Source organism: Sphingomonas sp. STIS6.2 (genome assembly GCF_000732685.2).
Taxonomy (GTDB): domain Bacteria; phylum Pseudomonadota; class Alphaproteobacteria; order Sphingomonadales; family Sphingomonadaceae; genus Sphingomonas; species Sphingomonas aerolata.
Genome location: NZ_JPDP02000159.1, coordinates 331,274 through 357,914, shown reverse-complemented (window position 1 = coordinate 357,914; position 26,641 = coordinate 331,274). Strand labels below are relative to the sequence as shown.

The following is a 26,641-nucleotide window of genomic DNA, read 5'->3' as shown; positions in this document are numbered from 1 at the left end:
CCAAGGGGATCTTTGAGTGAGCAATGCAGTGGCAAACGGCGACGCGCCCGTCGACGTGACGAGCCCGTGGTCGATGTCGATGGCCACCTGGTGGTCGGTGCTGAAACGCAGCTGGGCCGAAGCGAGCGACGATAATATCGGCCTGATCGCCGCGGGCACCGCCTTTTACGCATTCGCGGCGATCGTGCCGCTGCTCGCCTCGATCGTGCTGATCTACGGCCTGGTCGCGGACACGGCGACCGTCGTCGCCAATATTCGCGGCCTGTTCCAGGTGCTGCCGGCGGACGCCGCCAAGGTCATCGGCGACCAGCTCGCCACCGTGGTCGGCACGTCGGAGGGCAAGAAGGGGTTCGGACTGATCCTCGCGCTCGCGCTCGCGCTCTATGGTGCATCGAAGGGGGCATCGTCGATCGTCACCGCGCTCAACATCGCCTATGAAGAACGCGAGACTCGCGGGTTCTTCGCGCTGTACATCCTCGCATTCTCGATCACCGCGGGCGCGGTGGTTCTGGCGCTGACCGCCGCACTGTCTACCGCGGCCTTCGCATTGCTCGACAGCATGATACCGGGGGCTCCCGATTTCGTCCTGACGCTGCTGCGGCTTACCAGCTATGCAGTGCTGGCAATGCTCGCCGTTACAGCAGCGGCGTGCCTGTATCGGTACGGGCCGAACCGCGCGCATGCCAAATGGGCGTGGCTGACCCCGGGTTCACTCGCAGCGACGCTGATCTGGCTCGCTGCGACGGTCGGCTTCGGTTTCTACGTCGCCAATTTCGGGAATTACGGCGCGACCTACGGCTCGCTGAGCGCGGTGGTCGTGCTGCTGACCTGGCTGTGGCTGTCCGCCTATGTCTTCCTCCTCGGGGCCGAGCTCAACGCCGAACTCGAGCATCGCACCACCCGCGATACGACCACCGGGCCCGAACGTCCGGCCGGTGCGCGCGGTGCCGCCGTCGCCGATGCGACGGTGACGGCCCCCCCTCCATCAGACACACCCGAGATAGCAGAACCGCGCCGTGGCGTGCGTACCGCGCAGACCGCGGCCGCATCGCGGGCCGCGCGTGCGCCGATGCCGTCGGTTCTGCTCGCGGTCGGCGGGCTCGGTGCGCTGCGTCGAGGGTCCGGCAAGGCAGGCATGATCCTGCTGGTCGTCGGCGGCGCGCTCGCCTGGGCGGGTCGGACCTCCCCGGAGCGTGACGACGATGTCCAGCGTTCCGCTTAAGCTATTCTTCGACGGCGGCTGTCGTCCGAATCCGGGGCGCATCGAGATCGGGGTAGTCGTTCGCGGCGTGACCCATATCCTGGACGATTGCGGTCACGGCACCAACAGCGACGCAGAGTGGCTGGCGGCGATCCATGCGCTGCGAGTCGCCCGCGACCTCGGCGCGTCCTCGCTCGATCTGCGTGGAGACTCCGCGCTGGTGGTGGGGCAGGCGCGTGGTACCGCGCGCTGCCGATCGGCAGAGCTTCGCGCGCACCGCGACGCCTTTCAGACGCTCGCCGCGACGTTCGAGACGGTGAAGATCCGCCATGTCGGTCGGTCCCACAACCTTGCAGGGATTGCGCTGGCCCGCCTGCATCCGCGCTGAGCGCCAGGCCCTCTCACCAACCCCTGATTGACAGTGCTGGTCGTGGCGCGCCAGCCTGCTATAGCGCTACCATCGTTGGTCCGTTCCTGACCGCCAACGACAGAGAGATGCGCGCGCTCCCGTCACACCGACTGGAGAACTGCGTTGGCCATCGCTCCATCGTCCCCGACCCCCGCAAAGACTGCAACATCGCCCCTCGCGCTGATGATGCGGAAGCTCGAAACCCATGCGACGCTCGACCGACGTGATCGCGAGGCGATCCGGGCCCTGCCGCACCATGTCCGCACGTTCGATGCATCCGCCTATCTCGTCCGCGAGGGCGACAGTCTCCAGCATTGCTCGGTGCTGGTTTCGGGCTATGCGTTTCGCCAGAAGGTCACCGGCGACGGGTTGCGGCAGATCGTGTCGCTGCACATTCCCGGCGAGCCGCTTGATCTCCAGCATCTGTTTCTCGACCTCGCGGATCATAACGTCCAGACGCTGACGCGCGCCGAGGTGGCGATCATCCCGCGCGCGGCGCTACAGAGCCTGGCCTTGTCGCATCCTGCGATCGGTCACGCGCTGTTCGTCAATACGCTGGTCGAGGGATCGATCTTCCGCGAATGGGCGCTGAACGTCGGGCGGCGCGACGCCCGGACCCGGCTGGCGCATTTCCTGTGCGAGTTCGCCGCACGGCTCGAGGCGCAGGGTCTCGACGGGGGCAGGGGCTATGACCTGCCGATGTCGCAGGAACAGATCGGTGATGCGCTCGGGCTGACCGCGGTCCATGTCAACCGGACGATCAAGCTGCTCGAAAGCGAAGGGCTGATCGTCCGCACCAGGCGATGGATCAGCATTCCCAGCTGGACCGCATTGCGCGAGGTCGCGGACTTTTCGAGCCGCTATCTCCACGTGAAGTCCAAGGCCGACTAGTCGCGCGCTGCGGCCAGGGCCGCGAGGATCGACGCGGCGAGTTCGGGACGGCAGATCAGCAGATCGGGGAGCAGCGGATCGACACAGTTGTAGACCAGCGGGCTGCCGTCGATCCGCGACGCGTGCAGTCCCGCGGCGATCGCCACCGCGGCCGGGGCGCAATTGTCCCACTCATACTGGCCGCCGTCATGCAGATAAGCGTCGGCCCGTCCATCGACGACCGCCATCGCCTTGGCTCCCGCCGATCCCATCGGCACCAGCGTCGCCCCCATCGCGACACCGACGCGACGTGCGATGTCCGGCGCACGCGAGCGGCTGACGACGATCCGCAGCGGTTCGCCTGCGGGCGCCCAGGGCCGTGCCGGATCGTCGGTCGCGAAGATCGCGCCGCGCGCAGGCACCGCAACCGCTCCAACGCGCGGGACGCCATCGATCGCGAGGCCAATATGCACCGCCCAATCATCCAGGCCCTCGGCATATTCGCGCGTGCCGTCGAGCGGGTCGACGATCCAGACGCGCTGCGCTGCACAGCGGCTGCGATCGTCGAGCGATTCTTCGGACAGGATGAAATCGTCCGGGCGTTCGGCGCGCAGCCGGTCGATGATCAGCATATTGGCCTCGCGGTCGCCCGCAGCCCCCATTGCCGCACCCGCGATCGTCTCTCGCGCCCGGATCTCCTGCAGGAGCGCGCCTGCCTCGAGCGCTACCGAGCGCGCGAGTCCGGCATCGGTCATGTCGGTCGTCACAGGTCGTAGCTCCAGACGCCGATGACATGTTCGACGATGCGCTCGGCTGCGGCCTCCGGGCTCTCTCGGGTCGTATCGATCCGGATATCAGGACGCTGCGGCGCCTCATACGGGCTAGATATACCAGTGAAGTCGGCGATCTCGCCGGCGCGTGCCTTGGCGTAGAGCCCCTTGACGTCGCGCGCCTCGGCAGACGTAAGCGGCGTGTCGACGAAGATTTCGACGAACTCGCCCGGGGCGACCATCGAACGCACCATGTCCCGCTCCGCGCGGAACGGCGAGATAAACGCGGTCAGCACGATCAGCCCGGCATCCGCCATCAGCCGTGCGACCTCGCCGATCCGGCGGATATTCTCGATCCGGCCGGCCTCGGTAAAGTCGAGGTCGCGGTTGAGCCCGTGACGGATATTGTCGCCGTCGAGCAGGAAGCTGTGCCGGCCGAGCGCGAACAGCTTCTTCTCGACCAGGTTCGCGATCGTCGACTTGCCCGAGCCCGACAGGCCGGTGAACCAGAGAATCCTGGGCGACTGACCCTTTTGCGCGGCATGCGCCTCGCGCGTGACGTCGATCGATTGCCAGTGGACGTTCTGCGCACGGCGGAGCGCCGATCCGATCATTCCCGCCGCGACGGTCGCGTTGGTCGCGCGGTCGATTAGGATGAAGCCGCCGAGATCGGCACCGTCGGCATAAGGCTCGAACACGATCGCCCGGTCGGCATAGACCTCCGCGACCCCGATATCGTTAAGTGCGAGCGTCGAGGCGGACAATTCGGCCTGCGTGTTCACGTCGACGACGTGACGCGGCGGCTGGACCGTCGCGCCGACGACCTGGGTGCCGAGCTTCAGCTGATAGCCGCGGCCCGGTACGAGCGGCGTGTCGGACATCCAGACGATGGTCGCGAGGAACTGGTCGGCGGCCTCGGGCGGCGCATCGGCGGCGGCAATCACGTCGCCGCGCGAGCAATCGACCTCGTCGGCGAGCACGATCGTCACGGACTGGCCGGCGACCGCCTCGGCCAGATCACCGCCGAGCGCGACGATCCGCGCGACGGTCGTCGTCTTTCCCGACGGGACGACGCGGACGCTGTCGCCGGGGCGCACGGTGCCGCTGGCGATCATGCCGGCAAAGCCGCGGAAGTCGAGATCGGGGCGATTCACCCATTGCACGGGCAGCCTGAACGGCTGCGCCTGGCGCGCGTCGACGTCGATCGGCACGGTCTCGAGATGCGCGAGCAGCGGCAGACCGGTGTACCAGGGCATCGTCGCCGCTTGGGTCGCGACATTCTCGCCGGTCAGCCCCGACAGCGGGATCGCGGTGAAGCGGTCGATACCGATCGACGCGGCAAAGGCGCGATAGTCCGCGACGATCGCGTCGAACCGCGCCTCGTCATGGCCGACCAGATCCATCTTGTTCACCGCGAGCACGATCTCGCGGATGCCGACAAGGTGCGCCAGATAGCTGTGACGGCGGGTCTGGGTCAGCACGCCCTTGCGCGCATCGATCAGGATGACGGCCAGGTCTGCAGTCGACGCGCCGGTGACCATGTTGCGCGTATATTGCTCGTGCCCCGGCGTGTCCGCGACGATGAACTTGCGCTTTTCGGTCGAGAAAAAGCGATAGGCGACGTCGATCGTGATGCCTTGTTCCCGCTCTGCGGCAAGACCGTCGACCAGCAGCGCGAAGTCGATATTTTGCCCCTGCGTGCCGACCCGGCGGCTGTCCGCCTCGAGCGCTGCGAGCTGGTCCTCGAAGATCGTCTTGGAATCATAGAGCAGCCGGCCGATCAGCGTCGACTTGCCGTCATCGACCGAGCCGCAGGTGATGAAACGCAGCATCGACTTGTTCGCATGCGTATCGAGATAGGCGTCGATATCCGACGCGATCAGCGCCTCGGGCGTATAGGCGGACATCAGAAATACCCCTCGCGCTTCTTCTTCTCCATGCTCGCCGCCTGATCATGATCGATCGCGCGGCCCTGACGCTCGCTGGTCGTCGTCAGCAGCATTTCCTGGATGACGTCGGGCAGCGTCGCCGCCTCGCTTTCGACCGCGCCGGTCAGCGGGTAGCAGCCGAGCGTGCGGAAGCGGATCGACCGATCGACAGCGACTTCCCCCTCACGGAAGCGGAACCGCTCGTCATCGACCATCAGCAGCATCCCGTCGCGCTCGACGGTCGGCCGCGGTGCGGCGAAGTAGAGCGGGACGATCTCGATCCCTTCGGCGAGGATATATTGCCAGATGTCGAGTTCGGTCCAGTTGGACAGCGGGAAGACGCGGATGCTTTCCCCCTTGGCGATCCGCGTATTGTACAGGCGCCAGAGTTCGGGGCGCTGCGCCTTCGGGTCCCAGCCGTGGCTTGCCGAGCGGAAGCTGAAGATGCGCTCCTTGGCGCGGCTCTTCTCCTCGTCGCGCCGCGCGCCGCCAAACGCCGCATCATAGCCGCCCGCGGTCAGCGCCTGCTTCAGCCCGTCGGTCTTCCACATGTCGGTGTGGCGGCTGCCATGATCGAACGGGTTGATCCCGAGCGCTTTCGCCTCGGGATTGGTGTGCACGATCAGCTCCATCCCGGCTTCCGCTGCCGCACGATCGCGCAAATCGTACATCGCGCGGAATTTCCACGTCGTGTCGACATGCAGCAGCGGGAAGGGCGGGCGCGCGGGGAAGAACGCCTTCTTCGCCAGATGCAGCATCACGGCGGAATCCTTGCCGACCGAATAGAGCATCACCGGGCGCTCGGCCTCGGCGACGACTTCGCGCAGGATGTGGATGCTCTCGGCTTCGAGGCGTTGCAGATGTGTGAGCCCGGTCATTACGTTCCCAGATAGGCCCGCGGCCGCGGTGTGCGACGAACTTATACTGTTGGCCGCAAAAGCGCGATCAGTCGAGCGACTGGTCGACCGAGTCGATCAGCCTCCCGCCCGCCATGAATACCGCGGTCGAACAGGCCGCCGCGAGCAGCCAGCCGCCATAACCCGGATACTGCTCCAGATAATGGCTGCCACGTTCGACCGCCCCGAGACCGAGCCCGTAGATGACGAGATACGCCTCGAACTTGGTCTTGATCACGAACAGGCGGCAGAAACGTTTCCACATTCCGGCAACCTAGCAACGCTCGTGCCAAGCGCGCAATTGCGCCGTTTGCGCAGGGTCGGAGTTGGTTAATTGTCAATTAACCCGACAAGATCGAGGGCCTCGAGCAAGGCACGATGCGCGGCCTCGATCCGGGCGACGAGCGCCGCGTCGCCGATCGCATTCGCGTCGATCGTCTCGGGCCAGTGCTCGGTGACGAGGCCGGCGATACGGTCGAGGCTGGCGTGATCGACAAGGAAGCTTGGATCGACCGTCCGGGGGTCGGCGACGACCCGCAGGCGCAGGCAGGCGGGGCCGCCGCCATTGGCCATCGATTCGCGGACGTCGACGATTTCGAGTGCGCGGATCGGTCCATTGCCCGCGACATGCTCGCTCAGCCAGCGCCAGACCGGTGCGTTGCTCCGCGCTTCCTCGGGCAGGATCAATGTCATGCCCGCGGCGCGCGAGACGAGCTGCGCGTTGAACAGATAGGAGCTGATTGCATCTTCGAGGCTGACGCGGGCGCTGGGCACCTCGACGATCTCGACCGCGGGCATCAGCCGCCGCAGATCCTCATAGAAGCGGTTGGCGTCGGCGAAAGCCTGTTCATGCGCGAACAGCACGGTCTCGTTGGCGACGGCGACCACGTCGTTGTGGAACGCGCCTGCCGCGATCGCCGCATCCGACTGGCGCACGAACAGGGTCCGCGCGGGGTCAAGCCCGTGCCGGCGCGCGATCGCCTCGCTGGCCTCGCGGTGCTGGCGCGCGGGAAACGGGCCGCCGGCTTCGCCATAGACGAAGATTTCGATGCCCGGTGCGCCGTGGGTTTCGCACAGCCGCATATGGTTGGCCGCGCCCTCGTCGCCGAACGGCAGCGGGACGGGCGGGTGCACCGCGAAGGCCGGGTCGGCGAAGGCGATACGCAGCTGCGCGAGCGTTGCTGGCCATTCGTGGCTGCGGTGCGGCATCGCGCCGAGGTTCGCGACGCTCAGGTGGCAGCGCCCGTCCGCGGTATCAGGGCCGGGCGATACGGTCGCGGCATTGGCCGCCCACATCGCCGAGGCCGACATCGCCTGCGCCTGCAGATGCCTGGGTGCATCCGCATACCGGGTCGCGAGCGAATCGAGCCAGCGATGATTGGGGCGGGGGTGGGGGAGGAGGATCCCCTGCACCAGCCCGAGGTCGAGGTTCGCGCGCATCTTCGCAATCCCCTGCAGCGCGGCGGCGCGAGGCCGTGCTATAGCGCCCGCATTGCGGGTCGCGGCCAGGTTGCCGGGGCTCAGTCCTGCGTAATTGTGACTGGGACCGATCAGGCCGTCGAAGTTGATCTCGACCAGGTTGGCGCCGCGCATCAGAGGCGCGCCACGTGAAGGACGGATGCGCCTTCGCTAACGTCCAGCGCCGCTGCACAGCCTTGCGAGAGAGCGATGCCATCGGCCACCGGGCGGATATCGCCGAACGCACACCGGAAGTCCGCGAGCGTGCCCGTCGCGACCAGCGCCTCGGTCGTGACGTCGCTGGCGGGCGGGGTATCGGCGATCGTCACGACCTGGGCCGTGCGCGCATCCGCGATCGACCGCACCTTGTCGGTGCGGGCAGTCATCGTCGGCCCGCCGTCGAAGATGTCGACATAATTCTCGAATGCGAACCCCTCATTCTCGAGCATCCGCATCGCCGCCCGGCCGGAGGGGTGCGGCAGGCCGATCGCGGCACGCGCGGTCTCGGACAGCATCGCGGTGTAGATCGGATGCTTGGGCATAAGGTCGGCAATGAACTGATGCCCGTTGATCGCATTGAACTGATCGGCGTCCTGGAAATTCATCCCGAAGAACCGCCCCGCCAGACCGTCCCAGAACGGCGAACCACCCGCCTCGTCGATGATCCCGCGAAGCTCGGCGAGAATTCGGTCGGCAAACCGCGCGCGATGCGCCTTGATGAAAAGATAGCGGCTGCGCGCCAGCAACAGGCCCAGCCCGCCGGCCCGCTCGCCCGGATGCAGGAACAACCCGCCGACCTCGCTCGACCCCTCTAGATCGGTGGCGAGGCTCAGCATGTCGGCGCGGAAGGTTCGCGAGAGCTCGCGGCTGTGCTGCGTCAGCGTGCCGATCCGGTAGCTGTAGAAGGGCCAGCTCTGACCGACATGCGTGAACAGCTGGCATGTGCCGCGGACCTCCCCCGTCAAGCAATTCTCGAGAACGAGGACGAACAGTTCGTCGCTGACCACGCCGTCTTCGGCGGGCGCGGTCCGTGCGAAAGCGGCGTGGCTGCGTTCGAGCTTGGCGCGCAGCGCGCGGCGATCGGGGGGCAGGTTGGTAAAGCCCCCGCCGGTCAGCTTGGCCATCTCGTACAAGGGCTGGAGGTCGCTATCGACCGCCGCGCGGATCCGGAAACTCACAGATGCGTCCTCATAAGCCGTTCTCGCAGATTCGCAGGATGGTGACCGCGGACAGCGCCGCGCGCTCGGTCAGACTCTCGGGGATCATGAATTCGTCCGGCGAATGGATCGCGCCGCCGCGGACCCCCATGGTGTCGACGACCGGCACGCCGGCGGCCGCGATGTTGTTGCCGTCGCAGACGCCCCCGGTCGCTTTCCAGGCGATGTCCAGGCCAAGGTCCCCGCCGCTCGCCTTGACCAGCGCGAACAAGTCCGCGGCCCCCGTATCGATCGGCTTGGGCGGACGATTGAACCCGCCATGGACTGCAATCCGGACGTCATGCTGGGCCGAAACCTCCGCAACGACGGCGTCGACATGCGCGCGGGCCTGGGTGATGTCCTCGCGCGTCGCCGGGCGGAAGTTGATGCGAAGGACGGCGACGTCGGGAACGACGTTGTTGGGACCGCCGCCATCGATCCTTGCGGGATTGACCGACAAGCCGGGCCTGCGGACCTTTGACAGCCGGACCGCGATGTCGGCGGCGGCGACCAGCGCGTTGCGGCCCTCTTCGGGATTGCGGCCGGCGTGTGCGCTCCGGCCGCGGACAGTGATCGAAAAATTGCCCGTGCCACCGCGTGCGCCGGCCAGCGTGCCGTCAGCAAGCGCCGGCTCGTAGGTCAGCGCTGCAATCTTCCCTTGCGCCGCGCGTGCGAGCAAGGCGGCGGACGAGAAGGAGCCGGTTTCCTCGTCCGAATTGATCACCACGTCATACCCGATCCGCCGACCCAGCGGGCTGGCCTCGATCGTCTTGAGCGCGGCCAGCATCACGGCCAGCCCGCCCTTCATATCGGCAACGCCCGGTCCGTTGATCGTGCCATCCGGCAGATGCCGCAACGTCTGGAACATGTGGTCGCGCGGATAGACCGTGTCCATGTGACCGGTGAACAGCATGCGCATCGCGGCATCCGGGCGAACGCGAAGATGGAGATGCCGGCCGTGGTCCAGCGGGTTTACTGTGCCATCGGTCGCTACGCTATCGGCCGGTTCGGGCTCGACGAGTGTGATATCGCCGGGAAGACACGAAAACGCGTCGGCGAGCAGCCCCGCCATCGTCGCCAGCCCCTCAAGGTTGCGCGTGCCGCTGTTGACCGTGGCCCAGCGCTCCACCTGCTGCAGCATCGCGGCCGCATCAAGCCTGGCGACCGCGCCTGTTTCGTCGTGCGAAAGTCCTCTCATCCCCCGACCCTAGCCTCGCGCGGCGCGGGGGGGAACCGTCAGAAGCTGTAAACCAGCGCGGCGCGGCTGGTCGTGTCGGTCGTCATCGATCCCGCCGGCGGTTCGCTTTCATATTGAACGGCATAGGACAGGGAAGCCGATAGTGGGCCGATCAGTTTCGCGGTCAGCGACGTGGTTCCACCGAGCGTGCTGTTGAACCGCTGGACATAGGCGGATGCGACCTGGGTGACCGACAGGCCGTTGGTGATCCGCCAGCTGAAGTTCAGCGTCCCGCGTCCGGCGATCGCGCTCTGGTTCGTGTCGTCGGTGAACTCGGTGTTCCGATATGCCGGCCCCAATTCGAGATCGAGCTTGGTCCGTGCCGATTTGAGCACGCTGTACCCGCCGCCGACCGAGACCGAATAGCGGTTATTATAGCCGAGGAACCGATCCCCTTCATACTGCGCCGCGCCATAGATATAGGCGCGGTCGTCGATCTTGTAGTTGGGTTCGTAGGAGGCGAGATAATGCTCTCGCACGGCGACATTCTGATTTTCCTGGTAATCCGCCTGGGCGTGGAATTTCTGCCGCCAGCGCAGGCCTTCGCGGGTCAGGTCGACAACCGCAGTACCGCCGGCCGTGTCCGAATTGCCGGTCGTGAGATAGCCGCCGACTTCGGCGCGGCCGCTCCAGAGGTCGAGGAAGCTGGCCTGACGGATGACCTGTGTGCGTTGGGCGGCGCGATCGGCCTTCCACTTTTCCGCGATTGCCAGAACCGCGTCGCCGCTGAGCGGGTCGGCCGCGCGGGCATATTTGACGATTGTCGAGACATCGCTCTCGTTACCCGCATCGAGTGCAGCATCGAGCATCGCGCGGATATTTTCCGGGATCATCACGGTCTGGGCGATGGCGGCCGCGGGGGCCAATGCCGTCACCAGGAGGCCGGCGAAAAGCGGGAGACGGAAACAGCGCATAATCGGGTCAAAATCGCGACAGGAGGAGGGGCTGGATCGGCACACAGGGTTCCGTAGCGTCACCACGCCGCGTTGGGAACGGTTCAGCGCGGTCCGCTTGCGCCGAGATGTGGCGCGAAGGCGGCAAGTACCTCCTCGTAGAGGCGCTTCTTGAACGGGACGATCACTGCCGGAAGTTCGGCGGGGTCGATCCAGCGCCAGGCATCGAATTCCGCATGCTCGGTGTCGATCGCGATATCCCCGTCATCGCCGTGGAAGCGGTAGAGGAACCAGCGCTGCCGCTGGCCGCGCCACCGGCCCTTCCAGACCTTGCCGAGAAGTTCGGGGGGAAGATCGTAGACGAACTCGCCCGGGGCCTGCGCGATAAGCGTGACCTTGTCGGGTGAAACGCCGGTTTCCTCGCCCAGTTCGCGAAGGGCCGCGGTCTCAGGGTCCTCGCCGGGGTCGATCCCGCCCTGCGGCATCTGCCACGCGTCGAGCGTCGAGTCGCTGCGGCGGCCCACGAACACCCGGCCCGCTCCGTTGATCAGCATGATGCCCGCGCAGGGACGATAGGGCAGGGTGGTCGGATCGGACATCCCTGCCCATTCGGGTGTTTCCTGACCGTCTGCAAGCCCGAAGACGGTCGAGCCGCGCCACGCGATCATGCATCCTCCGAAAGGACCCCGCGTTGAGCGAAGGACATGGTGGTCGGGTATTATAGGAGCAGGGGGATGAGGCGGACCTTGGTGAAGTGGCGGGGTTTGTCCGCGCCGTCGACGATCGGCGCGGATCAATCGTGCGGTCGGTCGCGATGATCCATGTCGTCCACCATCCCGATTATGTGACCCCGGCGCCCGCCCGGTCGACCTATCGCTGGAACAAGAATGGGCTCATCCGCGATCTGCTGCGCGCGCATGGCAGCGCGGTGGCCTGGCACGAGCCGCGCGCGACGCCGCGCGAATGGCTCGAGGCGGTCCATGAGCCGGGCTATGTCGCCGAGGTTCTTGAAGCCCGCGTGCCGCCCTTGAAGGAACGCAGGATCGGTTTTCCGGTCAGCGCCGCCGTTGCCCGCCGCGCCGCGATCGTTCCCGACGGCACCTGGGTCGCAGCAGTCCTCGCACTGCGCCACGGCTTTGCCGCCAATACCGCCGGCGGCAGTCATCATGCGCTTGCCGATACGGGCGCGGGCTACTGCGTGTTCAACGATCTCGCCGTCGCCGCGGTCCGCCTGGTCGAGGAGGGCAGCGTCGAGCGGGTCCTGGTGGTCGATTGCGACGTCCATCAGGGCGATGGCACCGCCGCCCTGCTCGCGGGCCGGCCGGGGATCGCCACCTATTCGATTCATGCGGACAAGAACTTTCCGGTTCGAAAAGCGCAGTCGACGCTCGACGTACCGCTGCCTGACGGCGTCGACGATGCCCAGTATCTGGCGACGCTGGAAGAGACGCTGGTCCCGCTGCTCGATTCCTTTGGCGCCGACCTGATCCTGTATCAGGCGGGGGTGGATCCCTTTGCAGGAGACCGGCTCGGCCGGCTGTCGCTGACGCTCGACGGACTGGTACGACGCGAACGCCTGATCGCGCGGCTGGCGATCGAGCGCGGCATCCCGCTGGCGAGCACCGTCGGCGGCGGCTATGGCGACGACGCGCTCGCCATTGCCGAGCGCCATGTCACTGCGATCATGACACTTGGTGCGGCATTCGAGGATGCCAAGGGAACCGCAACGGCCTCCAAAGTGTAGCAGCAGGCGATGACAACACCCGTACTTCTCTGGCTTCGCCAGGACCTTCGCCTGCATGATCACCCGGCGCTTGTCGCCGCCACGCAGGAAGGGCCGGTGATCCCCGTCTATATCCTCGATGACGACGCGCCCGGCGACTGGGCGATCGGTGGTGCCCAGCGCTGGTGGCTCCATCACAGTCTCGAGGCGTTCGCCAAGTCGCTCAACAAGAAGGGCTCCCGCCTCGTTCTGCGGCGCGGCGATGCGGTCTCGACGCTGCGGTCGCTGATGACGGAAACGGGCGCGGAGCGGGTGTTCGCGACGCGCCAGTACGAGCCGTGGTGGCGCAAGGCCGAGGATGCGCTCGGCGATGCAATCTGCCTCCACGATGGCAACCAGCTGGCCCGGGTCGAGAGCGTGACGACCGGAGCAGGCGGGCAGTTTCGCGTTTATTCGTCGTTCTGGAAAGCACTGTCGCAGATGATGCCGCCACCGGAACCGGTGGCGATGCCGCGCAAGATCGATGCGCCGGAGACGTGGCCCGAATCGAACGCACTGGACAGCTGGAAGCTGTTGCCGACCAAGCCCGACTGGTCGGATGGCTTTTCCGACTGGCGCCCCGGCGAGGATGCCGCACGGAAGGCGGTGGCGCGGTTCGCGGACGTCGCCGACGATTACGACCACGACCGCAACATCCCCTCGACCGAAGGGACGTCCCGGCTGTCGCCGCATCTTCATTTCGGCGAGATCAGTCCCCGCCAGGTCTGGCATGCCGTGTCAGCGCATGGCGACGGCGTCACGACGTTCCGCAAGGAAGTGGCGTGGCGGGATTTCACGCAAGGCGTGGTGCTGGCGCTCCCCGATTATGCCCGCCGCAACGGAAGGCCGGCGTTCGATGCGCTGCCATGGCGCACCGGCAAGGCGGCGGCGTCCGATCTGAAAGCCTGGCAGACCGGTCGGACGGGCTATCCGATCGTCGATGCAGGGATGCGGCAGCTCTGGGCGACGGGCTGGATGCACAATCGCGTCCGGATGATCACGGCGAGCTTCCTCGTCAAACATCTGCTGCTCGACTGGCGCGAGGGCGAACGCTGGTTCTGGGACTGCCTGGTCGATGCGGATTACGGCAACAACTCGGTCAACTGGCAATGGGTCGCGGGCACGGGGGTCGATTCGAACATGTTCGGCCGGATCATGGCGCCGCTGTCGCAGTCGGAAAAATTCGATGCGGGCGACTATATCCGCCAATGGGTGCCGGAACTCGCCAAGGTTACGGGCGACGCGATCCATGACCCGGACGAGTCCGGGTGCCGGCCGCGCGACTATCCCGCCAAGATCATCGGTCACCGCGAGGCACGCGAGCGCGCGCTCGAGGCCGGGCGGCACGCGCGCTGACGCCTTTTGGCACGCGCCTCTTTCCTAGGTGGCGACGCTGTTGCATGGAGCGCCGCGATGACCGCCGCTTATGCCTTTGACGACGCCGCTACAGGGCGCGCAACCAGTGCCGCACGCCTGACCGCGCCGATATTTCACCGCCTGCTCGACCGGATCGATGCAGGACTCGAGAGCGGCGGTATCGAGGCAAGCTTGCCCGACGGCACCCGCCGTTTGCTGGGAGGGCGTGCACTCGGCCCGATGCCGATCGTCACCGTCCATCGCTGGCGGGCGCTGGTGCGGTTGGCGACGGCCGGATCGGTCGGCTGGTATGAAGGCTGGACCGCGGGCGACTGGTCCAGTCCCGATCCGGTCCCGCTGTTCGACCTGTTCATGCGCAACCGTATCTCCCTGGGCCGGACGGCGCGATCGGGTGGGGTTGCGCGACTCTCGGCCCGCGCTTGGCACTGGATGCGACGCAATCACCGCACGGGATCACGGCGTAATATCGCCGCGCACTATGATCTCGGCAACGACTTCTACGAGACGTGGCTCGATCCCAGCCTGACCTATTCGAGCGCGCTGTTCGCCGAGCCGATCAGCGAGGCCGAACCGCTCGAGCACGCCCAGACGACGAAGCTCCAGGCGATTTTCGACAGGACGGGTACGCAGCCCGGTGACCGGATCCTCGAAATCGGCTGCGGCTGGGGGTCCTTCGCGACCCTTGCCGCGCAGTCCGGTGTCGACGTGCACGGCCTCACCCTGTCGACCGAGCAGAAGCGACAGGTCGACGCGCGCATGGCCGAGGCGGGGCTGACCGGAGTGACGGTCTCGCTGACCGATTACCGCGACGTCGTCGGCACTTATGACGCGGTGGCCAGTATCGAAATGGTCGAGGCGGTGGGCGAGGCCTATTGGCCGGCCTATCTCGACGCGGTCGCGCGGGCGCTGAAACCCGGCGGCCGCGCCGCGCTTCAATATATCACGATCGACGATGCAATCTTCGGAGCCTATTCGACGAGCGTCGACTTCATCCAGCGCTACGTGTTTCCCGGCGGCATGCTGCTGTCCGAGCCGCGGTTCCGCGCTCTGGCGGAGGCGCGCGGGTTGACGTGGGAGGATCAACGCAGCTTCGGGCTGCACTATGCAGAGACATGCCGGCGTTGGCGGGTCGCGTTCGACGCCGCCGTCGCGCAAGGGCGTCTGCCGGCAAGGCTTGACGCGAAGTTCGTCGCGCTATGGCGCTATTACCTGATGTATTGCGAGGGCGGGTTCCGCGGTGGCGGTATCGACGTCGCACAGGTGACGCTGGTGAAGCGACGCTGATCGTCCCCCCCGCAAGGGGAGGGATTTAGGCGACGCGCTCAAAATGGCCGGGTTCGAACCCGTCGACAGCCAGCGCGACGATACGGGCAGCGACGACCTGCGGATCCTTGACCGAGTTCGGATCCTCGCCCGGATAGGCGCGTGCGCGCATCTTGGTGCGGGTCGCGCCGGGATCGACGATAGCGGTGCGTATGCCGCTGATCTCGGCCATCTCGTCCCCGTAAGCGCCGAGCAGCGTCTCGAACGCCGCCTTGGAGGCACCGTACAGCCCCCAATAAGCGCGCGGCTTGCGGCCGACGCTCGACGTGACACCGATCACGCGCGCCGACTTCGCCTTTTTCAGCATCGGATCGAACGCAGCGATCAGCGCCGCCTGCGCGCTGACGTTAAGCGTCAGGACCTGCGCCATTTCCTTCGGATCGATCGCCGGGACCGACGACAGCGATCCCAGCATGCCCGCATTCAACACGAGGATGTCGAGCGCATCCCAGCGATCACCGATCGCACTTGCGAGCCGGCCGATCGCCTCGCTCTCGGCCAGGTCGAGCGGCGCGATCGTCGCAGAGCCGCCGGCGTCATGGATCGCCGTCTCGACCTCTTCGAGGCCGCCCGGCGTGCGCGCGGTCAGAACCACGTGCGCCCCCTTTGCAGCGAGCGCGATCGCGGTAGCGGCGCCGATGCCGCGGCTTGCACCGGTGACCAGCGCAAGCCGGCCTTCGAGAGGCTTGTCGGTCATTCTAGCTCCAGGACTTGTCAGATAACGCGTTCGGCGAGCATCGCGAACTGATCGACCTCGGCACCTTCGTCGTGATCAGTCAGCGTGGTCGGGTAATCGCCGGTAAAGCAGGCATCGCAATATTTCGGACGAATATCCGCGCGCTTGGCCTCGCCGAGCGCCTTGTACAGCCCGTCGATCGAGATGAAGTTGAGGCTGTCGGCGTGGATGAAGCCCGTCATGCCGCCCAGATCGAGCTTGGCTGCGAGCAGCTTGGCCCGCTCCGGCGTGTCGACTCCGTAGAAGCAGGAGTGGCGGGTCGGCGGGCTCGCGATGCGCATATGGACTTCGGCCGCGCCCGCCTCGCGCATCATCTGCACGATCTTGAGCGAGGTCGTGCCTCGGACGATCGAATCATCGACGAGGATGACGCGCTTGCCCTTGATCAGCGCGCGGTTGGCATTGTGCTTCAGCTTCACGCCGAGATGCCGGACCTTGTCGCCCGGCGAGATGAAGGTGCGACCGACATAATGCGAGCGGATGATGCCGAGCTCGAACGGAATCCCCGACTGCTGCGCATAGCCGATCGCCGCGGGGGTGCCCGAATCGGGGACCGGGATGACGAGATCGGCATCGACCGGCGATTCGATAGCGAGCTGCGCGCCGATCGCTTTCCGCACCGAATAGACCGAATGATCGTCGACGATCGAATCGGGGCGCGAGAAATAGACCCATTCGAAGATGCACGGCCGCGCCGCCATCGGCGCGAACGGGCGGATCGAGCGGATCTCGGACCCCTGGACGATCACGAGTTCGCCCGGCTCGACCGCGCGGACGAAGGTCGCGCCGACGACGTCGAGCGCGACCGTTTCGGACGCAAAGATCACCGCGTCGCCAAGCTTGCCCATGACGAGCGGCCTGATGCCCAGTGGATCGCGGCAGGCGATCATGCCCTCGGGCGTCATCACGATGAGCGAATAGGCACCCTCGACCTGCTTTAGCGCATCGATGAAGCGGTCGAGCAGCGTGCGATAATTCGATGTTGCGACAAGGTGGATGATCGTCTCGGTATCGCTGGTCGACTGGAAGATCGAGCCGCGACGGACGAGTTCACGACGCAGCCGCATCGCGTTCGAGATATTACCGTTATGCGCGATCGCGAAACCGCCCGTCGACAGCTCGGCGTACAGCGGCTGGACGTTGCGGAGCGCGGTCTCGCCAGTCGTCGAATAGCGGACATGCCCGCAGGCCACCGTGCCGGGCAGCGCGCGAATCACGTCGTCGCGATCGAAGTTCCCGGCGACATGCCCCATCGCGCGGTGCGTATGGAAATGCGCGCCATCGAACGTCGTTATGCCGGCGGCTTCCTGCCCGCGATGTTGCAGCGCATGGAGGCCCAGGGCGACAAGCGCCGCCGCGCCGTCGGTGGCCGAGACGCCAAACACCCCGCATTCTTCACGGAGTTTGTCGTCATCATAAGGGTTTGTGGTCAGCATGCCGGGTCTCACGTCGTGCGGAGCATGCCCTATAGTCGCGGTTCACGCGTTTGTCGCCTCCTTGTAATAACATTGCGCAATGGGTTTGATCTCTCGCGTCGCTTCGCGCCCGCTTTCTGGTATGTCCCCGGGCATGACACACAGCCGCGACACGGGCCTGACGCTCGATCCGAAGTTCGATTCCTCCGGCTTGCTGACGGCGGTCGTCACCGACCGCGTGTCGGGCGATGTCTTGATGGTGGCGCACATGAATGCCGACGCGCTGGCGCAGACCCAGGCGACCGGAGAAGCGCATTTCTGGTCGCGGAGCCGGCAGGCCTTGTGGCGAAAGGGGGAAACGTCGGGCAATGTGCTGCGCGTCGCCGAACTCCGGATCGACTGCGACCAGGACGCGATATGGGTGATCGCCGATGCTGCGGGTCCGGCCTGCCACACCGGCGAACGTACCTGTTTTTTCCGGCGTATAGAGGGTGATGGCCTGGTGACCGCCGAATGAGCCACAGGCGTGGTGGGCTCATGCTCCTGCTGTCGCTGCTGGCCGGATGCGACGGTGCGTCGACGAGCATCACCAATACCGAGAGCACGCCCGGTTCGCGGCTCGAGGCGGCGGCGCGGAGCGCGGGTATCGTTGGTGATCCCGGTGCCGCGCTTCAGGGCTCCTGGGCGCGCGATACCGACCGGATCTGCATCATTGGGACCGAGCGGGTCAGCCGGATCGGCGTCAGCGTCGATTATGGCGAAGCTCAGAGCTGCGCTGCATCGGGGACAGTCGAGCGCTCCGGCGAGCGGCTGCAGATGACGTTCGGCAAATGCGCATTCGATGCGCGGTTCGACGGGGATCGCATCACCTTCCCCGCCGACATGCCCGAAGCGTGCGAAGCGCTGTGTGCGGGACGCGCCTCGCTTGCCGCGGTGACGGTCGATCGGTTGAGCGAGTCGCGGTCCGAGGCGGCCACGCTGCGTTCGAAGGCGGGCAAATTTCTATGCCGAGATTGACGTTGACGTAAACGAGAGCTAAATGTTTCGGCATGGCGACCAGAGCATCCCCGGCAGAACGGGCATCTCCCGAATCCTATGCGGTGATCGAACCGCGGCATGATCGCGACCATTTCACGATATCGGATCTGTCGAGCGAGTTTGACGTGACCGCGCGCGCGCTTCGCTTCTACGAAGACGAAGGGCTGATCGCACCCGAGCGACGGGGCACCCAGCGTATCTACTCGCACCGTGACCGTGCACGGCTCGCATGGATCCTGCGCGGCAAGCGTGTGGGCTTCAGTCTGGGCGAGATCCGCGAGATGATCGACCTCTACGACGTCGGCGACGGGCGTCGTGCGCAGCGTCAGGTCGTGATCGAACGCAGCCAGTCGCGGATCGCGCTGCTGACCGCGCAGAAGCGGGATATCGACGCCGCCATCGACGAACTTACCAATTTCGTGGCCCTTCTCGAAGTCGGCCGCGCCAACGACCAGCAAGGATAGACCATGCCCCAATATACGCCCCCCGTCCGCGACACGCGCTTCGTCCTCGAACAGGTCGTCGGCCTCGACCGCTACAGCAACCTGCCGGGCTTCGACGCGGCTTCCCCCGACGTCGTCGACGCGGTGCTGGAAGAGGGCGGAAAATTCGTCGCCGAAGTCCTGTTCCCGCTCAACCTGTCGGGTGATCAGCAGGGCTGCACCCGCCACGAGGACGGATCGGTCACGACGCCCGACGGCTTCAAGGAGGCGTACAAGCAATATGTCGAGAGCGGCTGGGCGACGCTTGGCAACCAGCCCGAATATGGCGGGCAGGGGATGCCGCACGTCGTCTCGACCGCGTTCCAGGAATACATGATCTCGTCGAACATGGCGTTCGCGATGTATCCCGGTCTGACGCATGGCGCGATCGCCGCGCTGGTCGCCAAGGGATCGGACGCGCAGAAGGCGATGTACGTGCCGAAGATGGTGTCGGGCGAATGGGGCGGGACGATGAACCTGACCGAGCCGCAGTGCGGCACCGATCTGGGCCTGATCCGCACCAAGGCCGAGCCGCAGGCGGACGGCTCCTATGCGATCACCGGCACGAAGATCTTCATCTCGAGCGGTGAGCATGACCTGACCGAGAACATCATCCACCTCGTCCTCGCCAAGACGCCGGGCGCGCCCGACAGTTCGAAGGGCATCTCGCTATTCGTGGTGCCGAAGGTCCTCGTCAACGAAGACGGTTCGCTCGGCGATCGCAACGGCGTCACCTGCGGCTCGATCGAGCACAAGATGGGGATCCACGCCAACTCGACCTGCGTGATGAACTACGACTCGGCGACCGGCTGGCTGGTCGGCGAGGAGATGAAGGGCCTCGCCGCGATGTTCATCATGATGAACGCGGCGCGTCTGGGCGTCGGCCTTCAGGGGCTGGGCGTGGCCGAGGTCGCGTACCAGAATGCGGTGCAATATGCGCAGGACCGTCGCCAGGGCCGCGCGCTGACCGGGCCGAAGGAGCCGCAGGAAAAGGCGGACTCGCTGTTCGTCCATCCTGACGTTCGCCGCATGCTGATGGAAGGCAAGGCGATGACCGAGGGGTTGCGCGCGCTGATCCTTTGGACCGCGCTCCAGGGCGATCTCGAGCATAACGCCGCGACCGAGGAAGAGCGCCAGCTGGCGGGCGACATGATCAGCCTGTTGACCCCGGTCATCAAGGGCTATGGCACCGACAAGGGCTATGAGATCGCGACCAACGCGCAGCAGGTCTATGGCGGTCATGGCTACATCGCCGAATGGGGCATGGAGCAATATGTCCGCGATGCGCGGATCGCGATGATCTACGAAGGCACCAACGGCGTGCAGGCGATGGATCTGGTCGGCCGCAAGCTGGCGCAAAACGGCGGTCGCGGGATCCAGGCATTCTTCAAGCTGGTCGCGGACGACGTCGCTGCCGCGAAGGGCGACGCAGCTACCGCGGGCTTTGCTGAAGCGCTCGAAAAGGCGAACGGCCAGCTTCAGGCGGCGACGATGTGGTTCATGGCGAACGGCATGAAGAACCCTGAGAATGTCGGCGCCGGTGCGGTCAGCTACATGCATCTGATGGGGATCGTCGCGGTCGGCGCCATGTGGCTGCGGATGGCGGTCGCCGCCACCAAGCTGAAGGCGGCCGGTGAGGGCGAGGCGGCGTTCCTCGACGCGAAGCTGATCACCGCGCGCTTCTATGCCGAGCGGATCCTGCCCGACGCGGGCGCGCTGCGTCGCAAGATCGAGGGTGGCGCGGAGTCGCTGATGGCGTTGCCGCCGGAGATGTTCATGGCGGCGTGACCGCCGTCCTTAATGCGTAATGGGCGCGGGCATCGGGATATCCTCCCGCTGCCCGCGCCTTTTTTTTGTCCGTGCCGCGCGGACAAAAAAAAGGGGAGCCGTTGCCGGCTCCCCTTATCGTTATGTCGACGGTGATTCGGTCAGAAGCTGACGCGGACACCGGCGTAATAGCGGCGGCCAAGCGGATCATAGGTGCCGGCATCGGTATCCTGGCCTGCCGATGCACCGATATCGGCGATGAACGGCGGCTTGTTGTTGAGCAGGTTGGACCCTCCGACATAGAATTCGAAGCCTTCGCCAGCCTGGAAGCGGAGCTGCGAGTCGAGATAGAATTGCGGCCTCACGCGGAAGTCGCGGTTGCTGCCCGGGCGCGCGCCCGTCAGCTGATCGTCGAGGCTGGCCTGGCTGATCCATGTGCCCGTCATCGTCAGGCCGACGCCGTCGATGTCATACGACGCGTTCGTCGTGAAGCGATCCCGCGACGCGCCGATCTCCCCGGCGAAATAGTCGCGCTCCGAACCCGGCAGCGGCACCGTGAAGCCGCTGATCAGATGCGTGTAGGACACCTTCATGCCAAGCGTCCCGCCAAGGCCGAGGCTCTCGAGATTCTGGCGGTAGGCGACGGTCGTGTCGATACCCGACGTCTTGATGCCGCCGCTGTTGAGCGGGCTACTGTTGACCTCGTCGAGCGAACCGGCGCTGTTCGCACCCTGTGCGGCGGCGCGGCGGACCACCAGATTACAAAAGTCCGAATTCTCGGCGTTGTAGCACTGGTTGAGGATGAACTGCAGCGGCGTGGTGGTGATCGCGCCCTTGATCCGGATGTTGAAGTAATCGACCGTCACGACCAGGTTGCGCAGCGCGTCGATCGACCGGGGGTTGAGGACGACGCCGGCGGTGAACGAATCACCCTTCTCCTCCTGCAGGTCAGGATTGCCGCCAGCAAAGCTGGTGATGCCCTGACGATCCGCCTGCCCGATCGTGAACTGACCGTTCTGCGCGATATTTGCGGCAACGCCTGGCGCCGCGCGGCAGTTTACGGCCAATGTGCCGGTCGCAGCCGCGGTCACGCCTGCACAAGGATCGACCAGGCCGTTCGGGAAATCCTGCTGATTGGGCTGGAACAGCTCGTTGATGTTGGGGGCGCGAACCGAACGCGCCTGCATCACGCGGAAGCGGACGTCCTCGATCGGCGCCCATTCACCGCCGTAATTGTAGCTGTAGGTCGTGCCGATCGTCGAATAGTTCGACACGCGGATCGCACCGCGCACCGACAGCGAATGGAAGAACGGGCGGTCCTGGAGCAACGGCACGATCGTCTCGGCGAAACCCTCGATCAGGTCGAAGCTGCCGCGCGTCGACGGGAGCGCATTGTTGCCGTTCAGGCCCTGCTGCGTGAGCAGATCGAACACGTTGCTGCTCGTCTCGCGACGATATTCGGTGCCGATGCTGACGCCGACCGGATCCGCGCCAAACAGCGAGAACAGCTTGCCCGAGACGTTCGCACCACCAACCGTCTGCGTGACCTTCGTCGACAACGTCGTCGGCACGGCTAGGTACGAGGCGGCCGGAGTCAGTGCGCCCGCGCCGTAGATGTTCGCGGGAATGCAGCCGGCTGCGCGTGCGGCGGGATCGGCGCAGACGATCTGGCCGCTCGTCGGATCACGATAGGCGTTGAGCGCCTGCGTGAAGTTCAGGCTGTTATACTGGCCGTTGCCGGTCTGATTCTCGACCGTCTGGCCGTAGATGCCATAAACCTCGTAGTTGAAGCGGTCCTCGAGGAACTTGCCGTTGGCGCCGCCCGCAAACCGGAACAGCTCTCGGCTCGACGAGCTCGTGCGCGGACCGAAGTCGTTGAGGCGACGATCGAAGCTGATGTCGCGAAGACCATCGCCGTTCGTGTCGGTGGCAGCGTTGAAGATCGCATCCGGCACGAACGGATTGCGGTACTGAACACCACCAACGATGCTCTCGATCGCGATCTGGCCGTCATTGGGAATATCGACGAGGTCGGAGCTCAGCGGGAACGCCTCGATGACCGTCTTGACCTTCGTCTTGGCGTAGTTGCCCTCGATGAACAGGTTGAGCGCTGGCGAAACCTCGAAGTTCGCACGACCCGCAGCGGTGTAACGCTCGACCGGCACCGCAAGATAACGGAAGTCCGACCGATTAAACCCCGGCGCGTCGGGGCATGCTGCACTCGAACATTCGAAGAGCGAACCGTCGGGATTGTAGCTAAAGCCGCGACGGTTGTCGCCGGCCCCGGTGATGTACCGCCCCTGTGGCGCGAAGCCCGACAGCAGGACCTCGGGATCGTTCGGGGTCAAGGACGCGCTCGACCGATCAATCGCGCTCGAACCCGCCTCGGTGAAGCGATCCTTCTTCAGGACGGTGCCCTGCTTCGAATAGCCGCCGAACAGCATGATGTTGCCACGGCCATCGGCGAAGTTCTTGCCGACCAGCGCGTTGACCTGGCGGTCGGCGCCATCGCCATATTGCGAAATGCCCATCTGGCCGTCGAGCTGGATGCCCTCGAACTTCGTCTTGTAGATCATGTTGACGACGCCCGCGACGGCGTCCGAGCCATAGACCGCGGACGCGCCGCCGGTCAGGACGTCGACGCGCTCGAGGAACTGGGTCGGGATGACGTTGAGATCGACTGCGCTGCTGCCGGGCAGGCCCGCGACGAAGCGACGGCCGTTAACAAGGACCAGCGTGCGGTCGTCGCCGAGGTTGCGCAGATTGACCGTCGCTACGCCCGCGCCCTGCGTCGCGAAGCTCGAGTTGGTGCGGCTGACGCCCGGCGTGCCGAAGGCCGGATTCTGGAGCAGGACGTCCTGCACGTTGATCGCACCGGCCTGCTGGATCTGTTCGATGCCGACGCTCTGGAGCGGCGAGGCGGCGGTGGCCGACGGCGATGCGATGCGCGAGCCGGTCACGACGATCTCGCCTGCCGGCGCTTCTGCAGCACCCTGCGGGTTCTGGTCCGTCGCGGTCTGGGTCGGGGTTGCCGGCTCCAAAGCCTCTGCTTGAACGGCTGCCTCGGGCGTGGCCGCAGGCGTCGCCGGCGCGGTTTGTGCGGCAGCGGGGAGCGTGGAAACCGCAACGAGGAGGCTCGTGGCGAGCAGGCTGCGACGATAGGCTGGGGTCATTTAATACTCTCGACTGAAACATTCCGACGAAGGGGCAAAGCCGCTGACCTTCGTCGATGCGCCGCCGTTAGGCCGCGCGGCGCGGCCCGATCCACCCGATTGAGACGAATCGGATCGTTTTTTAACAATGTGTTTCATCCTTGCAACAGTCTGGAGGGATTGGGTTTCCAGCGCCTCGGGCTGACGCGCCGGAGCCGCCAAGCGTGCAGGTGAGGCACCCGATCAGCCGCATGCGATTTCCCGATCGCCGTCTTCCCCCGAGGGGCGCTGTTGGCGTAGACGGAGCCATGGCGGTTACCGTGTTTCCCGATCCCGTTGCGAAGAGTGTCTCCGGGACATGACGGTCCCCGGAACATGGGCGACCGTTCTGGCCGGCGTTGCGACGCTGCTGCTGCTCGGGCTCGGCGGGCTGCTGCTGTTCCTGGGATTGCGCGCGCGCGCCGGTGTCGCGACGACCCTCGCCGAGAATGCGACGATGCGCGCGTTGCTCGATGGGTCGCCGGCCGTCGCGACGGTCGTCCGCTCGGATGGACGAGTGGAAATGCCGCAGCGCATGGCGGACTGGCTGGGTATTCCGGCGCCACGCTATCTGATGGATCTGGCGGGTGAGGAATCCGGGCTTTCACCCGAGGATGCTGCCGCGCTGACCGCCGATGTGACCGCTGCACAGCGTTCGGGCCGGCCCTTCGTCCGTGCCGTCCGCCCCGTCGGTTCGACGCGGGCCATCACGTTACGCGGCGCACGCGCACCCGGCGCGATGGGGGCAACCGGCAGCATCCTGATCTGGGCGTTCGATGCAACGGACAGCGAATCCGAGATCAAGCGCCTCGGCACCGAGACGGCGCGGCTTGGTGCCGCCTATGAGGCGCTGACCGGGCTGATCGAAGCGGCGCCGCTGCCGATGTGGTACCGGGCGCGCGATCTCAGGCTGTCGATGGTCAATTCCGCCTATGTCGCGGCGGTCGAGGGCCAGGATGCGCAGGACGTGGTCGCGCGCGGCCTCGAACTCGTCGAAGGATCGGGGCGCGGCGGGCCGCTGGCGGGTGCCGCCGCGGCGCGCGAGCAGGGGCGGCCGCACCAGCAGGTCCTGCCCGCGACGATCGATGGTGCCCGTCGGTCGCTTCAGATCTACGACGTGCCGCTGCCGACCGGCGGGGTGGCGGGCTTTGCAATCGACATCGAGGATCTCGAGCAGGCGCGCTCTGGTGCCAAGCGCTTTGCCGAGGCGCAGCGGGCGATGCTCGACCGGCTGTCGGCGGGAGTCGCGCAGTTCGGTGGCGACCGCGGCCTGGTCTTCTGCAACCAACCGTTCCGGCGCATGTTCGCGATGCGGGCGGAGTGGCTCGCCGACCGTCCCGAATTCGACCGCGTCCTCGAACGGATGCGCGAAGCGGACCGGCTCCCCGAGGTCCGCGACTTTCCGGCCTGGAAGGCCGAGCGTCGCGCATGGTTCATGCAGACCGGGACCATGCCGAACGGCGGCGCGAGCGAGGAGATCTGGCACCTGCGCGGCGGGACGCATTTGCGCGTCGTCGCCCAGCCCTTGCCCGATGGCGGGCTGTTGCTGATCTTCGAGGATCGCACCGAGCATGTCCAGCTCGCCAGCGCACGCGACACGCTGCTCCGCGTCCGTACCGCCACCTTTGACAACCTGTTCGAGGCGCTTGGCGTGTTCGCGGCCGATGGGCGGCTGCAATTGTGGAACAACCGGTTCAGGGTGCTGTGGGGCCTTGAGGAGGAATTCCTTGCGGGCCATCCGCGTGTCGACGTCTTTGCGGATGCGGCGGCGGGCAAATTGATGACGCCGAACCGGTCGGCGCTGATCCCCGATCTCGTGCGATCGGCGACTGCCGGACGGCAGCAGCGTGGGGGGCGCGTCGCCTTTGCCGACGGCCGGCATTTCGAATTCGCGGGCGTCCCGCTGCCCGACGGCAACGCGCTGTTCACGATGCTCGACATCACCGACAGCCGGCGTGCGGAGCAGGCCTTGCGCGAACGCGCGAACGCGCTCGAGGCGGCGGACAAGGTGAAGACGGCGTTCGTCGCGAACATGAGCTATGAACTGAAGACGCCGCTGACGTCGATCAGTGGTTTCGCCGAGATGCTGCACGGTGGCTATGCCGGGCCGATGAGCGAACAGGCCGGGGGGTATCTCGAGGCCATTCTCGAATCGGTCGAGCGGCTCGGGCTGCTGGTCGACGACGTGCTCGACCTGACCCGGACCGAGAGCGAGAGCACCGAGATGGTGCGCACCGATGTCGAGCTGGCGGTGGTCGCCCGCGCCGCGGCGGGCTCGATCCAGGCCACTGCGCGGCGCCGCAAGCTCGACTTCGCGATCGAAATCGGGCGCTCGACAGGGCGCATCTGCGGCGATCCCAAGCGACTGCGCGAGATCGTCGAGCATCTGCTGCGTCACGCGGTGGCCGGTACGCCGGAGGGGGGACGGATCCTCCTGCACGCCGACGGCAATGCGACGCATGCACGGATCGTCGTGTCGGATGACGGCGCGGGGATGAGCGCGGAGGGTGTCGCGCATGCGTTCGACCGGTTCGCCGAATCCAAGACGATCGGCGATCGTGCGCTCGGGCTCGGGCTGCCGCTCGCCAAGCAGTTCGTCGAGGCGCATAACGGCACGATCGATCTCGTATCCGAACCCGGAAACGGCACGCTGATCACGGTCGAACTGCCGCGGAGATGATCATCGCTTTGA

Annotated in this window: 23 protein-coding genes; 11 read left to right on the top strand and 12 right to left on the bottom strand. The window is 66.1% G+C overall.

The features are described from left to right. Window positions 1-16: 16 nt before the first annotated feature. The 3 genes from sphst_RS16545 (at window position 17) to sphst_RS16535 (ending at window position 2,501) form a co-directional block, all read left to right on the top strand. Window positions 17-1,222: a YihY/virulence factor BrkB family protein gene (locus sphst_RS16545; protein WP_234387717.1), complete on the top strand. Its 1,206-nt coding sequence runs from the start codon at window positions 17-19 to the stop codon at window positions 1,220-1,222. Further along, window positions 1,203-1,589, top strand: a complete 387-nt coding sequence (locus tag sphst_RS16540) for a ribonuclease HI family protein (RefSeq protein WP_107045936.1) — start codon at window positions 1,203-1,205, stop codon at window positions 1,587-1,589. Before sphst_RS16545 ends, sphst_RS16540 begins: the two co-directional genes overlap by 20 nt. A gap of 207 nt (window positions 1,590-1,796) precedes the next feature. Beyond that, entirely contained in the window at window positions 1,797-2,501 is a 705-nt protein-coding gene (locus tag sphst_RS16535; protein WP_234387716.1) for a Crp/Fnr family transcriptional regulator, read from the top strand. Here the strand turns inward: sphst_RS16535 and sphst_RS16530 are convergent. From sphst_RS16530 to sphst_RS16490, 9 genes are all read right to left on the bottom strand, one after another. Next, a complete protein-coding gene (locus tag sphst_RS16530; RefSeq protein ID WP_031396558.1) occupies window positions 2,498-3,235 on the bottom strand; it encodes a 3'(2'),5'-bisphosphate nucleotidase CysQ in 738 nt (245 codons plus the stop codon). The two genes, sphst_RS16535 and sphst_RS16530, sit on opposite strands and share 4 nt — an antisense overlap. An 8-nt stretch (window positions 3,236-3,243) precedes the next feature. Further along, on the bottom strand, window positions 3,244-5,157 hold the full coding sequence (gene cysN / locus sphst_RS16525) for a sulfate adenylyltransferase subunit CysN (protein ID WP_031396557.1): 1,914 nt from the start codon (window positions 5,155-5,157) through the stop codon (window positions 3,244-3,246). Then, on the bottom strand, window positions 5,157-6,101 hold the full coding sequence (gene cysD, locus sphst_RS16520) for a sulfate adenylyltransferase subunit CysD (RefSeq protein WP_199849022.1): 945 nt from the start codon (window positions 6,099-6,101) through the stop codon (window positions 5,157-5,159). The genes cysN and cysD overlap by 1 nt, the downstream gene beginning before the upstream one ends. 22 nt (window positions 6,102-6,123) lie before the next feature. After that, window positions 6,124-6,339, bottom strand: a complete 216-nt coding sequence (locus sphst_RS16515; RefSeq protein ID WP_031396555.1) for a hypothetical protein — start codon at window positions 6,337-6,339, stop codon at window positions 6,124-6,126. A 65-nt stretch (window positions 6,340-6,404) separates the two neighbouring features. Then, complete coding sequence (locus tag sphst_RS16510) at window positions 6,405-7,667, bottom strand: N-succinylarginine dihydrolase (RefSeq protein WP_107045846.1); 1,263 nt, start codon at window positions 7,665-7,667, stop codon at window positions 6,405-6,407. Then, the gene (locus sphst_RS16505) at window positions 7,667-8,710 is read right to left on the bottom strand and encodes an arginine N-succinyltransferase (protein ID WP_107045845.1); all 1,044 of its coding nucleotides are present in this window, start codon (window positions 8,708-8,710) and stop codon (window positions 7,667-7,669) included. The genes sphst_RS16510 and sphst_RS16505 overlap by 1 nt, the downstream gene beginning before the upstream one ends. 10 nt (window positions 8,711-8,720) lie before the next feature. Further along, window positions 8,721-9,926 (bottom strand): hydrolase, encoded by a 1,206-nt coding sequence (locus sphst_RS16500; RefSeq protein WP_107045844.1) that lies wholly within the window; start codon window positions 9,924-9,926, stop codon window positions 8,721-8,723. A 38-nt stretch (window positions 9,927-9,964) separates the two neighbouring features. Beyond that, the gene (locus sphst_RS16495; protein ID WP_234387715.1) at window positions 9,965-10,840 is read right to left on the bottom strand and encodes a DUF481 domain-containing protein; all 876 of its coding nucleotides are present in this window, start codon (window positions 10,838-10,840) and stop codon (window positions 9,965-9,967) included. A 122-nt stretch (window positions 10,841-10,962) separates the two neighbouring features. Next, on the bottom strand, window positions 10,963-11,457 hold the full coding sequence (locus sphst_RS16490; RefSeq protein WP_031396547.1) for an RNA pyrophosphohydrolase: 495 nt from the start codon (window positions 11,455-11,457) through the stop codon (window positions 10,963-10,965). Window positions 11,458-11,672: 215 nt separating this feature from the next. Here sphst_RS16490 and sphst_RS16485 point away from each other — a divergent pair, with 215 nt between their 5' ends. From sphst_RS16485 to sphst_RS16475, 3 genes are read left to right on the top strand one after another with little or no spacing between them, the layout of a single operon-like run. Next, complete coding sequence (locus sphst_RS16485) at window positions 11,673-12,602, top strand: histone deacetylase family protein (RefSeq protein WP_031396546.1); 930 nt, start codon at window positions 11,673-11,675, stop codon at window positions 12,600-12,602. Between the two features lie 9 nt (window positions 12,603-12,611). Further along, window positions 12,612-13,976, top strand: coding sequence for a cryptochrome/photolyase family protein (locus tag sphst_RS16480; RefSeq protein ID WP_107045843.1), 1,365 nt, complete (start codon window positions 12,612-12,614; stop codon window positions 13,974-13,976). Window positions 13,977-14,033: 57 nt separating this feature from the next. After that, the gene (locus sphst_RS16475; RefSeq protein ID WP_081877810.1) at window positions 14,034-15,281 is read left to right on the top strand and encodes an SAM-dependent methyltransferase; all 1,248 of its coding nucleotides are present in this window, start codon (window positions 14,034-14,036) and stop codon (window positions 15,279-15,281) included. Window positions 15,282-15,306: 25 nt separating this feature from the next. On the opposite strand, the gene sphst_RS16470 is transcribed toward sphst_RS16475, so the two are convergent. Beyond that, the gene (locus sphst_RS16470; protein WP_031396542.1) at window positions 15,307-16,017 is read right to left on the bottom strand and encodes an SDR family NAD(P)-dependent oxidoreductase; all 711 of its coding nucleotides are present in this window, start codon (window positions 16,015-16,017) and stop codon (window positions 15,307-15,309) included. A gap of 17 nt (window positions 16,018-16,034) precedes the next feature. Continuing rightward, entirely contained in the window at window positions 16,035-17,492 is a 1,458-nt protein-coding gene (purF, locus tag sphst_RS16465; protein WP_037527979.1) for an amidophosphoribosyltransferase, read from the bottom strand. 133 nt (window positions 17,493-17,625) lie between these two features. Between purF and hisI the strand changes: the two genes are divergently transcribed. The 4 genes from hisI to sphst_RS16445 are packed head-to-tail and all read left to right on the top strand — an operon-like array spanning window position 17,626 to window position 20,779. Further along, window positions 17,626-17,988, top strand: coding sequence for a phosphoribosyl-AMP cyclohydrolase (hisI, locus tag sphst_RS16460; protein WP_031396541.1), 363 nt, complete (start codon window positions 17,626-17,628; stop codon window positions 17,986-17,988). 20 nt (window positions 17,989-18,008) lie between these two features. After that, window positions 18,009-18,488, top strand: a complete 480-nt coding sequence (locus sphst_RS16455) for a hypothetical protein (RefSeq protein ID WP_031396540.1) — start codon at window positions 18,009-18,011, stop codon at window positions 18,486-18,488. Between the two features lie 32 nt (window positions 18,489-18,520). After that, complete coding sequence (locus sphst_RS16450; protein WP_031396539.1) at window positions 18,521-18,973, top strand: MerR family transcriptional regulator; 453 nt, start codon at window positions 18,521-18,523, stop codon at window positions 18,971-18,973. Between the two features lie 3 nt (window positions 18,974-18,976). Beyond that, entirely contained in the window at window positions 18,977-20,779 is a 1,803-nt protein-coding gene (locus tag sphst_RS16445) for an acyl-CoA dehydrogenase C-terminal domain-containing protein (protein WP_107045842.1), read from the top strand. A 140-nt stretch (window positions 20,780-20,919) separates the two neighbouring features. Here sphst_RS16445 and sphst_RS16440 read toward each other — a convergent pair whose 3' ends face one another. Then, window positions 20,920-23,931, bottom strand: coding sequence for a TonB-dependent receptor plug domain-containing protein (locus tag sphst_RS16440; RefSeq protein ID WP_051916702.1), 3,012 nt, complete (start codon window positions 23,929-23,931; stop codon window positions 20,920-20,922). Between the two features lie 337 nt (window positions 23,932-24,268). Here sphst_RS16440 and sphst_RS16435 point away from each other — a divergent pair, with 337 nt between their 5' ends. Further along, window positions 24,269-26,629 carry a PAS domain-containing sensor histidine kinase gene (locus sphst_RS16435; protein WP_107045841.1) on the top strand — a complete coding sequence of 787 codons (2,361 nt, stop codon included), beginning with the start codon at window positions 24,269-24,271 and terminating at the stop codon, window positions 26,627-26,629. The last annotated feature ends 12 nt before the right edge of the window (window positions 26,630-26,641 follow it).

Bases quoted from the DNA above. Each gene is read 5' to 3' on its own strand.
- cysN (WP_031396557.1), bottom strand. From the start codon at position 5,157: ATGTCCGCCTATACGCCCGAGGCGCTGATCGCGTCGGATATCGACGCC.
- sphst_RS16540 (WP_107045936.1), top strand. From the start codon at position 1,203: ATGTCCAGCGTTCCGCTTAAGCTATTCTTCGACGGCGGCTGTCGTCCG.
- sphst_RS16510 (WP_107045846.1), bottom strand. From the start codon at position 7,667: ATGCGCGGCGCCAACCTGGTCGAGATCAACTTCGACGGCCTGATCGGT.
- sphst_RS16535 (WP_234387716.1), top strand. From the start codon at position 1,797: ATGCGGAAGCTCGAAACCCATGCGACGCTCGACCGACGTGATCGCGAG.
- sphst_RS16440 (WP_051916702.1), bottom strand. From the start codon at position 23,931: ATGACCCCAGCCTATCGTCGCAGCCTGCTCGCCACGAGCCTCCTCGTT.
- sphst_RS16530 (WP_031396558.1), bottom strand. From the start codon at position 3,235: ATGACCGATGCCGGACTCGCGCGCTCGGTAGCGCTCGAGGCAGGCGCG.
- sphst_RS16450 (WP_031396539.1), top strand. From the start codon at position 18,521: ATGGCGACCAGAGCATCCCCGGCAGAACGGGCATCTCCCGAATCCTAT.
- sphst_RS16475 (WP_081877810.1), top strand. From the start codon at position 14,034: ATGACCGCCGCTTATGCCTTTGACGACGCCGCTACAGGGCGCGCAACC.
- sphst_RS16500 (WP_107045844.1), bottom strand. From the start codon at position 9,926: ATGAGAGGACTTTCGCACGACGAAACAGGCGCGGTCGCCAGGCTTGAT.
- purF (WP_037527979.1), bottom strand. From the start codon at position 17,492: ATGCTGACCACAAACCCTTATGATGACGACAAACTCCGTGAAGAATGC.
- sphst_RS16515 (WP_031396555.1), bottom strand. From the start codon at position 6,339: ATGTGGAAACGTTTCTGCCGCCTGTTCGTGATCAAGACCAAGTTCGAG.
- sphst_RS16470 (WP_031396542.1), bottom strand. From the start codon at position 16,017: ATGACCGACAAGCCTCTCGAAGGCCGGCTTGCGCTGGTCACCGGTGCA.
- hisI (WP_031396541.1), top strand. From the start codon at position 17,626: ATGACACACAGCCGCGACACGGGCCTGACGCTCGATCCGAAGTTCGAT.
- sphst_RS16485 (WP_031396546.1), top strand. From the start codon at position 11,673: ATGATCCATGTCGTCCACCATCCCGATTATGTGACCCCGGCGCCCGCC.
- sphst_RS16455 (WP_031396540.1), top strand. From the start codon at position 18,009: ATGCTCCTGCTGTCGCTGCTGGCCGGATGCGACGGTGCGTCGACGAGC.
- sphst_RS16435 (WP_107045841.1), top strand. From the start codon at position 24,269: ATGACGGTCCCCGGAACATGGGCGACCGTTCTGGCCGGCGTTGCGACG.
- sphst_RS16490 (WP_031396547.1), bottom strand. From the start codon at position 11,457: ATGTCCGATCCGACCACCCTGCCCTATCGTCCCTGCGCGGGCATCATG.
- sphst_RS16480 (WP_107045843.1), top strand. From the start codon at position 12,612: ATGACAACACCCGTACTTCTCTGGCTTCGCCAGGACCTTCGCCTGCAT.
- sphst_RS16445 (WP_107045842.1), top strand. From the start codon at position 18,977: ATGCCCCAATATACGCCCCCCGTCCGCGACACGCGCTTCGTCCTCGAA.